The following is an 11,146-nucleotide window of genomic DNA, read 5'->3' as shown; positions in this document are numbered from 1 at the left end:
CGCTGCAGTGATGGCGGCCGCGTCGCGTTGCCTATGCAGGCGCGCGCCATTCCTCTTTCGGGTGCCTGTTTCCATGAAATTGCTAACCGCCGCCATCGGCGGTGTTTGTCTGATGCTTGCCACGCAGGCCAGCGCTGTCACCTTCGCCACGGGCGATGCCCGCGCTGTCGCGCAACCGGCAATTCCGCCCACGTGTCCGCCCTCCTTGAAGGCCAGCCTGACGCCGAGCGGGCGTCAATTCGATGATGCATTGGAGCGCTCGCCGCCGGATACCAAAACCATCCAGGCCGCGCTCAATGCCTGTAAAAACGGCAGCGTGCTGCTGACCAGCGGCAGCGGCAACGCGTTTCTGACCGGCCCGCTGACCATTCCCAGTGGCGTCACGCTGGTGGTCGACCAGGGCGTCACCTTGTACGGCTCACGCAATCCGGCCGATTACGGCAGCGGCTGCGGCGTGGCCGGTTCCAAGAGCGGCGGCTGTGCGCCGTTGATCAGCGTCAAGGGCGCCAAGTCGGGCGTCATGGGCATCCGCATCGGCGGGCGTCAGGGCACCATCGATGGCCGCGGCGATCTGACCATGCTGGGCAAGAGCACCACCTGGTGGCAATTGGGCGAAGACGCCAAGGCGGCCGGCCTGGTGCAGAACAGCCCGGACCTGATCAAGGTGCAGAATTCAACGGCGTTTACGCTGTACGACATCAATCTGATCAACGCGGCGTACTTCCATTTCTTCGCGCATATCGTCGATGGCCTGACCATCTGGGGCGTGCGGGTGAAGTCACCGGCCACCAGTCCCAACACCGATGGCCTGGATCTGGACAGCGTGGTCAATGCCACTCTCCACGACAACGATGTGATGGGCGGCGACGATTGCGTGGCGATCAAGACCATCGCCTCCAAGTCCGCCAACATCACCGTGCGCAATACGCGTTGCTACGGCACGCATGGCATCTCCATCGGCAGCGAAGTGATGTCCGGCGTCAGCAATGTACTGGTCGACAACAACGCGCTGGTGTCTACCGACGATGCAGGCAATCGCAGCACCGACAACAACGGGTTGCGCATCAAGACCAGCATCGTCAAGGGTGGGCCGGTCAGCCTGGTCACGTATCGCAACACTTGCCTGTACGGCGTGACCAGCCCGTTGGTGATCAACCCGTTCTATGCCGGCGGGAGCAGCGGCACCAAGCCGACCTTCCACGACATCGTCGTCGACGGGCTGCGCAGTGCGAACGATGCCGGCGGCAAGGGCTGGATTCTGCGCGGCTACGATGCGCAGACGCGGCTTGATCTGGTGCTGGCCAACGTGGCGACCAGCAACACATCGGTCAATGCGAGCAACGCGCAGATCGGGCTGAGCAACAGCGCGCTGACTCCGACCGGGAGCGGCGTCACCACTGCGCCGGTGCAAGTCGGCGGCGGCATACCGACCTGCTCGAGCGCGCCGCGCTTCCCGGCCCTGTGATGCGCCAGGCGCGGCCAATCCTAGCGGCCGCGCCTGGTTTTCTGCCACGGCTGCTCAGCCGCTTGGCAGTGGGCTTTGATGTCCCATGAGCTGCCAAGCCGGCTAGCTGTCTTCGGTTCTTTCCAAGGTGGCGACGGCCGCCTCCGCGTCACTGACATCAGCGCGGCGATCTTGCCCGCGATCAGCTGATCGCAATCACCGTCGAGCACCCAGTTGTTAGCGCGGCACCCACATGCCAGTGGTGCACATCGGGCTAGCGCGCCGCGTGGCCGGACTCCCGCTCCTGCCAGCCGCCGCTCCCAATCCCGATTCCCCAGCCACCAAACTGCCCCACCTGCTGCGACAGATCTTGACTTTGGCTAAAGTCTTTTCGTTTCATGGTCTTATTGCCAGAAGTTCATCTGATGTCTGTTACCCTCGGCCGATGATTCGACGCACTCTGACCTGCCTGCTCACCCTCGGCCTTGTCGCCTGCGCGACCCAGCCCAGCCCTCCGTCCCCGCCGCCGGCTGCCAGTGCGCCTCCGGCCAAGCCGCCCGTGGCTCCGGTCGCGCCTGCAAGTGCTGCCGCCGAAGCGCCTGCACTACCGCCGGTCGATCTGACTCCGGTGCCGTTCGAGATCGCACGTGCCAACTTCGTGCGCGACACCGCCGCCAAATACGGCATCGACGCCGCGCAGATCGAAGCGGTGCTGGCGCAGGCGCAATTCAAGGACGCCATCGTTACCGCGATGTCGCGCCCGGCCGAGCGGGTCAAGCCGTGGAACGAATACCGGCCGATGTTCATCACCCAGGCGCGCATCGATGGGGGCCGCAAATTCCTGGCCGAGCACCGCGCCGAGCTGAGCAAGGTCGAAGCCGCCACCGGCGTGCCGGCGCAGGTGATCGTGGCCATCATCGGGGTGGAAACCAGTTACGGCAGCAATGCCGGCAAATACCGCGTGCTGGATGCGCTGTACACGCTGGCGTTCCGCTACCCGCGCAGCGGCGACCCGGCCAAGCTTGAGCGCGAAGTGCGCCGCGAGCTGTTTTTCCGCGACGAACTCGGCCAATTGTTCGCGCTCGGCAAGGAAGAGCAACTCGACGTCACCAGCCTGATCGGCAGCTACGCCGGCGCGATGGGCATGGGCCAGTTCATGCCCTCCAGCTACCGCCAGTTCGGTGTCGATGGCGATGCGGATGGCAAGCGCAATCTGTTCACCGATTACAACGACGTGTTTGCCTCGATCGCCAATTACTTCGTCAAGAAGGGCGGCTGGGTGCGCGGCGGTGAAGTCGCCGTGCCGGCCACGCTGGCTGCCGGCCACGAAGAATTCAATCCCACCGACTGGTCGCCGGTGTACACGCTGGCCGATCTGTCTGCGCGCGGGTATCACCCCGGCGCGCCGGTGGTGGCCGGCAGCACCGCCACGCCGATCAGCCTGGATGACGCCAACGGCAAGCAGTACTGGCTGGGCTTCCAGAACTTCTACGCGATCACCCGATACAACATTTCCAAGATGTATGCGATGGCCGTGTTCCAGTTGTCCGAGGCCATCGCCGGCAAGGAGTTACCCCCGGCATGAACAGCATGACAGGCCCCAAGTGGCTGATCCCGATGGCGCTGATGCTCGGCCTGGCGGCCTGTAGCAGCGCACCGAAAAAAAGCGTCGCTGCCAAGGGCGGCGGCGCCATCAAGGGCGTCAAGGTCGACGGCAAGGGGCCGGCGTACGTCGCCACCGGATGCCCGTCGACCTCGCCGTATGCGGCCGCCAAAGAAGACCCGTCCACGCGCGGCGACTACACCGCCGGCGGCCTGTACAAACCCGGCGTCAAGGACACCACGCCCGACCACGTGCCCAACGTGGCCTGCATCCCCGAACCGCTGGTCACCAACGAGCCGCGCTCGGCAGTCGGCAATCGCTCGCCCTATGAAGTGCTGGGCAAGCGTTACGTGGTGATGGACGACCCGGGCGACTATGTCGAACGCGGCACCGCCTCGTATTACGGCAGCAAATTCCATGGCCGGCTCACCTCCAATAAGGAGGTCTACGACATGTACGCCTTCACCGCTGCGCACAAGACGTTGCCGCTGCCCAGTTTCGCGCTGGTGACCAATACCGACACCGGCGATTCGGTGGTGGTGCGCGTCAACGACCGCGGCCCGTTTCACGATGGCCGCGTGATCGACCTCAGCTACGCCGCCGCGGTCAAGCTGGGCATCACCGGCAGAGGCACCGGCAATGTCGAAGTGCGCGGGCTGACCGAAGCCGATAACGGCAACCTGCTGGCCAAGCGCAATCGTGGCCAGGTGCCGGTCACGACGGCGGTTGCCACCGCGCGGCCGGCGTCGGGCAGCAGCCAGATCGATGGTCTGGTGCAGCGTCTGCCCACGCGCACGGTTCCGCCGCGCACGGTGGCGACAGGCGCGGGCACAGCGGTTGTCACGTCTGCAGTAGCGATTGCTGCAGCACCGGTCACTGCGGCCGGCGAGCGTTGGCGCTATCGCGTGGCCGATTCGCGCCAGCCCGGCAATGCCGACAACTTCGATGCCTGGATGAAGACGCAGGGCGTGCGTGTGGCCACCGGCAAGCCTGCCGCTGCCGTGCAGCGACCGACGGGCGCGACAACCACAGCTGCCGCCGCACCGGTCGCCGTTGCCGTGGTCAAGGCATCGGAAAGCGTGGCTGCGCGTCCGCTCAAGCCCGATCCGATGCCGGCCAAGGCGCCGAGCGTGGCCGAGACCGCGCTGGGCGACATCCTGTTGCAGGTCGCCAGCTTTGCCAGCCGCGAAAATGCCAACCGCGCGCTGTCGCAGCTGGCCTCGGCCGGTATCGCCGGTGCCAGCGTCAGCGACATCGTCAGCGGTGGCCGCACCCTGTGGCGCTTGCGCGTCAACGCGCGCGACCACGCCAACGCATCGGAGATTTCCCAGCGGATTGCCGGCCTGGGCTTTGGACGTCCGCAGATCGTCGCCAACTGAGCACAGACCGTTACGCCGTGATTAGCCGCCATCCAGCGAGCGCGTCTGATACACGGCGCTTGCACCCAACCGCGCGACAGCGCGGTTCCGGTAGGCGCTCTGCAGCATCGGTGCGGCGCGCGTCGCCTGAATCTTCATCGCACCTTACAATTTCGTATTACCCAGCCTTCGGGCCCGTCAGGAGTCGTTCTTCAATGAAATTCCGCTTCGCCGCCGCTGCCGTGGCCACGTTCGCCTTCGGCCTGGTCTGCGCCCAGACACCTGCGCCGCAGCCGACTCCCGCTGTGGCCGCCGCGCCGGCTGCACTGCCGGTTCCGCCCGCACCCGCGCCGGCCGTGTCCAAATCCTGGATCCTGATGGACTACGCCACCGGGCAGGTGCTCGCCGGCGACAACATCCATCAGCAGTTGGCACCGGCCAGCATCACCAAGGTGATGACGTCCTACGTGGTGGCCGCGGAAATCAAGAACGGCAAGGTCAAGCGCGACGACCAGGTCATGATGAGCGAGCGCGCCTGGCGCGAGGGCGGCGCCGGCACCGATGGCAGCTATAGCGGCTTCCCGGTCAACCAGACCGCGCGTCTGGAAGACATGGAAAAGGGCATGGCCATCCAGTCCGGCAACGATGCCGCGATTGCGCTGGCCGAGCATGTGGCCGGTAGCGAAGAAGCCTTCGCCTCGCTGATGAACAGCTACGCCGCCAAGATCGGCATGAAGAATTCGTACTTCGTCAACGCGCATGGGTTGAGTGCCGAAGGCCATCATTCCACCGCCTACGACCTGGCGATGCTGGGACGCGCGATGGTGCGCGATTACCCGGAAACCTACGCCTACAACAAGATTAAGGAATTCCAGGTCGGCACCATCAATCAGAGCAACCGTAACCGGCTGCTGTGGCGCGACCCGGCAGTGGACGGCATCAAGACCGGCCACACCTCCGAGGCCGGCTACTGCCTGCTGAGCTCGGCCAAGCGCGGCGACCAGCGCCTGATCGCGGTGGTCATGGGCGACACCTCTGACGAGCAACGCGCCACTGACAGCCTGGCTCTGCTCAACTGGGGGTTCCGCTTCTTCGAAACCCACAGCCTGTACGCGCCCGGCAAGGTCGTGACCAAGCAGAAGGTCTGGAAGGGCGAGCAGGACGAAGTGCAGCTGGGCGTGGCGCAGCCATTGCTGGTCAGCCTGCAACGCGGCCGCTACAACGACCTCAAGCCCAGCATGGACGTGGCCAAGAATCTCGAAGCGCCCATCAAGAAGGGCCAGCAGGTCGGCACCGTTAAGGTCAGCCTCGACGGCAAGATCATCGCCCAGGCCCCGCTGGTCGCCATCAACGCGGTGGAGGAGGGCGGCTTCTTCAAGCGCCTCTGGGACTCGTTCTGGATGTGGTGGGAATCGGAATAAGTGCAGCAAAAAGCCGGCGAAAGCCGGCTTTTTTTTGTGGGATTGGGGATTTGGCATTCGGCATTCGCAACAGCCAGGGCAGGTGCAACGCACCCTCAGCCGCTTCGGCGAATCCCCAGTCCCAACTCGCCAATCCCGACCCAGACGCATCTGCTTAAACGAGAAGCTGGCTATGTGGATGCGGCAGCAATCCGAATGGTTCAACCAAAAAAGCTGGCTTTTTGTTGGCGGTGATTAGGGATTCGAGATTGGCAAGAGCAAAAGCAGGTGCAAATCCCCAGCGGCCCGCTTCGGCGAATCCCTAGTCCGAACTCCCCAATCCCCGCTCTCGATCAGGCTGCAGACCATCGCAAAGCCCCAGCAACCCGCTCTAACGAATCCCCAATCCCGACTCCCCAATCGCAGCCCTCAAAGCATCCGACTGATCGTGAAGCTGCCGTACACCGGGGTTTCGCGTTGGGTCTCGAATTCGCGGGTGCGGTGGTAGCGGGCGAGGGCGAACTTCCACCGGCCGTACATCACGGCCAGGCCGTAGCCGACATCGCCCACGAACGGGCGCTTGTCCACGCTGTGGCTGTTGCGGAAGGTGTTGCCGTCCAGGGTGATATCGCGGATCACCCAGCGCGCGTCGGTGGTCACGAACAGATGGCTCGACCAGCCACTGGAACGTCCCAGCCGGCTCGGCGCAGTGTTTTCGCCCGCCGGGCGGGTGGGGGTGCTGCCGAAGTCGTCCGGCAGTTTCCAGCCAAAACGCGCTTCGCCACCGGCGTTCAGATGCGTGGCCATGTTGCCGACCGCCCCGCCCCAGTGCGAGATGAAATCCCAACCGAATCCATCGGCGTTGCCGCTGGCATCGGCCGGCCACCGGCGCATACGTTCGTGCACCAGATTGATCAGCGGCTCGTTATGCAGCTGATTGTCCCAACCCTGGAATTTCTCGTCGCCCAGCGCATCGTGGATCGCATCCTGCGCTTCCTCTGCAAAGGCCCACGGGCCGACCACGCCAATCTGCAGCTGCGTGGTCCGCAGGTGCGCATCGTTGCGCGCGTTGTAGCCGAAGCTCGCCAACAGGATGCCCGCATACGGGCGGTCCTCCGGGATCACGTCGCGACGGGTGTAATCGGTGGGCGTAAAGATTGCCTGGCCGATCGAAAACACCATGTTCTGCTGATCGAACTCGCCTGGGTGCAGCCGCTCCAGGTAGCTGTTGACCCAGCGCGCGGTGCGCGGCAGGCACGGGTCGTCGGTGTAGTCGACCAGGTTGGGCGAGACCAGCGTCAGCACCGCACCGTTGGAATATCCCTGGTCCTGGTCCTCCCCGCCGAACAAATCGTTGTCGACCCGGAAATTGACCGCTGGCGGCGTGCGCCCCAGTCGGCTGGAATCGCACTGATCCGCAGCGATGGCCGGCATCGACAGCCCGGTGAGAGAGAGCAGCAAGGCAGCAGACAACGCGCGCGGTCGGAGCATGGAAGGCCTGGGGGAGTAGGAGGGACGGGATGGTACAAAGGTGCCTGCGCCAGCGGCTGCGCCGCGTGAACGTACGGGTCATCATCCCCCGTGGCCTGTACCGCAACGACGCTGGCCCAGGCACCGGTCCGTTCTGTCTGAGACATGCCGACACTGCGACCTAGTAGCGATGAAAAGCGCGCGCGAATAGCATATGATCCGCCCCCGGGGAAAGAAGCCCCAAGGAACGGCGGCCCTCACAGGCCATTTCATCACCAACGGATCGCGTTCGCCGACGGCAGCGCAGGTGTCAGGGGGAATAAACATGAGCAAGACGATTTCTGTGAGCGCAGCTGTACTGTCCGGCGTGCTGGGCATTGCATTGGCTAGCGTCAGCGCGCCGGCATCGGCCGGCTTCAAGGATGCCTTCAAGGGCAAGGGCTCCGCGCAGGACCAACGCAAACAAGGCGTTGCGGAGATCCCGGTGTGCACCAAGCCGCTGGGCAGCCTGTCGGTCATCGAGCCGGAAGACGCAGTCAACTGGTGGACGGGGCAGCAGCTGCCGGCGCCATCCAAGTTGATCAAGGTGTTTGTCAACAAGTCACGCTGCTTCACCCTGGTGGACCGCGGCGCGGGCATGGCTGCATCGCAGCGCGAGCGCGAGATGGCCGCCAGTGGCGATCTGCGTGCGCGTTCCAACATCGGTAAAGGTCAGATCCGCGCGGCCGACTATGTGATGACGCCAGACCTCATTTCGCAGAACAGCAATGCTGGCGGCAGTGCGGTCGCAGGTTTGCTGGGCGGCCTGGTGGGCGGTAATGCAGGCGCTCTGGTGGGAGGGTTGAATTTCACCAAGAAGACTGCTGACGTAGCGCTGACCGTCACCGATGTGCGCTCCTCCGAACAGGTCGCCATGGCCGAAGGTAACGCCAAGAAGACCGACATGGGCTGGGGCGGGGCGGGCGGCCTGTTCACTGGCGGCGGTTTAGGCGCGGCTGGCGTTGGCGGTTATGCCAATACCGAAATTGGCCAGGTCATCACGCTGGCGTATCTGCAGGCCTATACCGACATCGTCACCCAGCTGGGCGGGCTGTCCGGCAATGCGGCGGCGTCCAACACCCAGCAGGCGGTCACCGTGACCCGCGCAGGGCGTCTGTTGGCTAACGCCAAGGGCTCAGGCGCAGCAGTGCGCACGTTGGAGCCGGGCATGATGCTGTACCCCACCGGCACCAAGGAAGGCGTCATGTGGGAAGTCGAAGACGAGATGGGGAACCGTGGCTGGGTGTCGTCGGCCATGCTGGAACTGTCCAAGTAAGCACAGGCCTCGGCCGGATGTGTTCGGCTGTGTCAGAAAGTCAGGCGAGCGTTAAAAATCCAGGTGCGCCGCGCGCGCATCTGGCCTTCGGGCGCAGTCTGATTTAGCGGATGTATCGCTTCGCTGTCGAACGCCATCGTTGAACAACCCCGCCAGTCGCTCACTGTCTGGCGGGACGAGCGGAGCCCGTGCCATGCACGTGGCTCCGCTCATCGTTTCGGGGAGCGCGCACTTGGGTTTGCCCTCCACCGGCCCGATAATGGGGCGATGGATATCAGCACCGACAACCCCGATCACGGCTTCCAGTTTCCCGGTACCTTCGAGCTCAGCGCCATGGGCGCAGCCGAGCGCGGTCTGGAAACCGAATTGCCGCGTCTGCTCGCTGCCACCGGCGTGGAGCTGCTGCAGGAAAGCATCAGCTGGAAGCACTCTTCCAGCGGCAAATACGTCTCGGTCAAGATCGGCTTCCGTGCCGAGAGCCGGGAGCAGTTCGACGCGGCGCATCAGGCACTGCGCGACCACCCGGAAGTGAAGTGGACGCTGTAGCGGCCGAACCTGCGGTGATCGCTGCCTCGATCCCGCCCGCACCATTGCGCGACCTCGGGCAGCAGGACTATGTGCCGGTGTGGCATGCAATGCAGCGTTTCACCGATGCGCGCGATGTACACACCGCCGACGAGGTGTGGGTGGTCGAACATGCCCCAGTTTTCACGCTGGGCCAGGCCGGCAAGCCGGAGCACGTGCTGGCGCCCGGCGACATTCCGGTGCTGCAGGTGGATCGTGGCGGTCAGGTGACCTATCACGGCCCTGGCCAGCTGGTGGTCTACCCGCTGCTGGATCTGCGCCGGCTCAAGATTGGCGTGCGCGACTACGTGTGCAAGATCGAGCAGGCACTGATCGACACGCTGGACGAGTGGAATATCGTGGCCGAACGCCGCGATGGCGCGCCGGGCGTGTATGTCGGTGGCGCCAAGATTGCCGCGCTTGGTATCCGGGTGCGGCGCGGCTGTACCTTCCATGGGTTGTCGTTCAACGTGGCCATGGACCTGGAGCCGTTCCACCGCATCAACCCGTGCGGGTACGAGGGCCTGCAGGTGACCTCGGTGCTAGACTTGGGCGGCCCCTCCGGGATGAACGCCGTCAAGGCAGTGCTGCTCGATCAGCTGGCCCGCCAGTTCGGCCTGACGCTGCACCCCGCCTCCGCAATGCCCGACCTTTCGCTTCCGGCCTGAGCGCCCGTACCGTCATGACCCAGCCTATCGCCCGTTCCATCCCCTTGCAGGTCGTCTCCGGCGACACCGCCGCGCCTGCGCCGCTGCAGACCGGCGTCAAGCAGATCGGTGGCGACAAAATCAACCGCTCGCCGGTGCAGTTTGTGGATGCGCCGGTACTGCGTAAACCGTCGTGGATCCGCGTGCGGATTCCGTCCGGCAACGCGGTGCAGAACCTCAAGGCCAAGTTGCGTGAAAACCGTCTGGTCACGGTATGCGAAGAGGCCAGCTGCCCGAACATCCACGAGTGCTTCAGCCATGGCACCGCGACCTTCATGATTCTGGGCGAGGTGTGCACGCGGCGGTGCTCGTTCTGCGATGTGGCGCACGGCCGGCCCAAGCCGCCGGACGCCAGCGAGCCGGCAAGCCTGGCCACCACGGTGGCCGATATGGGCCTGAAGTACGTCGTAGTGACTAGCGTTGACCGCGACGATCTGCGCGACGGCGGTGCCCAGCATTTTGTGGACTGCATCACGGCCATCCGGGCCAGTTCGCCCAAGACCCGTATCGAGATCCTGACCCCGGATTTCCGCGGCAAGGGCCGCATGGACCGTGCGCTGGAAATTCTGGCGCTGAGCCCGCCGGACGTGTTCAACCACAACATCGAAACCGTGCCGGACCTATATCCGAACGTGCGCCCCGGCGCGGATTACCAGTGGTCGCTGACGCTGCTGCAGCGCTTCAAGGCGCAGCATCCTTCCATCGCCACCAAGTCCGGCATCATGCTCGGCCTGGGCGAAACGATGGAGCAGGTGCAGGCCACCTTGCGCGATCTGCGTGCGCACGATGTGGACATGATCACGATCGGTCAGTATCTGCAGCCGACCCCGCACCATCACCCGGTAATGCGCTACTGGACGCCTGAGGAATACAAGGCGCTGGAAGACTACGGCAACGCACTGGGCTTCAGCCACGTGGCCTCCGGCCCGATGGTGCGCTCGTCGTATCACGCCGATCGGCAGGCTGCCGGTGCCGGCGTCGCTGCCTGAGTAACACCGGGCGCTCGACGCGCCCGGACAGCGCAGCAGGTGACCGCAACAGCACCCGAGGCTGCGAAGTCATCAGGGCGCTCGCTTGCGCGGGTGTTGCCCTAGCGGCCCCAGACAACTATTTCATCGCCGGCCCTGTGCATTGCACGGGGCCGTATCGTTTCCGACTGCGGGGCTGTCGGCGCAAGGTACGGCCGCGTTCACAATCCGATACAGGCCCGGCGCTAGGCTGATTCAGCCAGCGGATGACAACGCCAGCAACTTTGGGCACTGTCATGCTGTCTGATCCGTTCACC

At 64.7% G+C, this 11,146-nt stretch carries 9 protein-coding genes; 8 read left to right on the top strand and 1 reads right to left on the bottom strand.

All coding sequences use genetic code 11. The features are described from left to right. The first annotated feature begins 73 nt into the window (after positions 1-73). From ABQZ00_RS17000 to ABQZ00_RS16985, 4 genes are all read left to right on the top strand, one after another. Positions 74-1,465: a glycoside hydrolase family 28 protein gene (locus ABQZ00_RS17000; protein WP_323538686.1), complete on the top strand. Its 1,392-nt coding sequence runs from the start codon at positions 74-76 to the stop codon at positions 1,463-1,465. 424 nt (positions 1,466-1,889) lie between these two features. Further along, the gene (mltB, locus tag ABQZ00_RS16995; protein WP_115512607.1) at positions 1,890-3,029 is read left to right on the top strand and encodes a lytic murein transglycosylase B; all 1,140 of its coding nucleotides are present in this window, start codon (positions 1,890-1,892) and stop codon (positions 3,027-3,029) included. Continuing rightward, complete coding sequence (locus tag ABQZ00_RS16990) at positions 3,026-4,426, top strand: septal ring lytic transglycosylase RlpA family protein (protein WP_323538687.1); 1,401 nt, start codon at positions 3,026-3,028, stop codon at positions 4,424-4,426. Before mltB ends, ABQZ00_RS16990 begins: the two co-directional genes overlap by 4 nt. Positions 4,427-4,620: 194 nt before the next feature. Then, positions 4,621-5,826, top strand: a complete 1,206-nt coding sequence (locus ABQZ00_RS16985) for a D-alanyl-D-alanine carboxypeptidase family protein (RefSeq protein ID WP_323519007.1) — start codon at positions 4,621-4,623, stop codon at positions 5,824-5,826. A 408-nt stretch (positions 5,827-6,234) separates the two neighbouring features. Here ABQZ00_RS16985 and ABQZ00_RS16980 read toward each other — a convergent pair whose 3' ends face one another. Continuing rightward, positions 6,235-7,296: a lipid A deacylase LpxR family protein gene (locus tag ABQZ00_RS16980; RefSeq protein ID WP_323538688.1), complete on the bottom strand. Its 1,062-nt coding sequence runs from the start codon at positions 7,294-7,296 to the stop codon at positions 6,235-6,237. Between the two features lie 304 nt (positions 7,297-7,600). Between ABQZ00_RS16980 and ABQZ00_RS16975 the strand changes: the two genes are divergently transcribed. From ABQZ00_RS16975 to lipA, 4 genes are all read left to right on the top strand, one after another. Beyond that, the gene (locus ABQZ00_RS16975; RefSeq protein ID WP_055850633.1) at positions 7,601-8,590 is read left to right on the top strand and encodes a CsgG/HfaB family protein; all 990 of its coding nucleotides are present in this window, start codon (positions 7,601-7,603) and stop codon (positions 8,588-8,590) included. Positions 8,591-8,857: 267 nt separating this feature from the next. Beyond that, positions 8,858-9,136 (top strand): YbeD family protein, encoded by a 279-nt coding sequence (locus ABQZ00_RS16970; protein ID WP_055850635.1) that lies wholly within the window; start codon positions 8,858-8,860, stop codon positions 9,134-9,136. Further along, positions 9,124-9,822: a lipoyl(octanoyl) transferase LipB gene (gene lipB, locus ABQZ00_RS16965; protein WP_323538689.1), complete on the top strand. Its 699-nt coding sequence runs from the start codon at positions 9,124-9,126 to the stop codon at positions 9,820-9,822. Before ABQZ00_RS16970 ends, lipB begins: the two co-directional genes overlap by 13 nt. A 14-nt stretch (positions 9,823-9,836) precedes the next feature. Continuing rightward, the gene (gene lipA, locus ABQZ00_RS16960) at positions 9,837-10,850 is read left to right on the top strand and encodes a lipoyl synthase (protein WP_055850638.1); all 1,014 of its coding nucleotides are present in this window, start codon (positions 9,837-9,839) and stop codon (positions 10,848-10,850) included. Positions 10,851-11,146 lie beyond the last annotated feature (296 nt).

Source organism: Xanthomonas sp. WHRI 10204 (assembly GCF_040202875.1).
GTDB lineage: Bacteria > Pseudomonadota > Gammaproteobacteria > Xanthomonadales > Xanthomonadaceae > Xanthomonas.
This window is presented reverse-complemented; position numbering and strand designations above follow the sequence as displayed.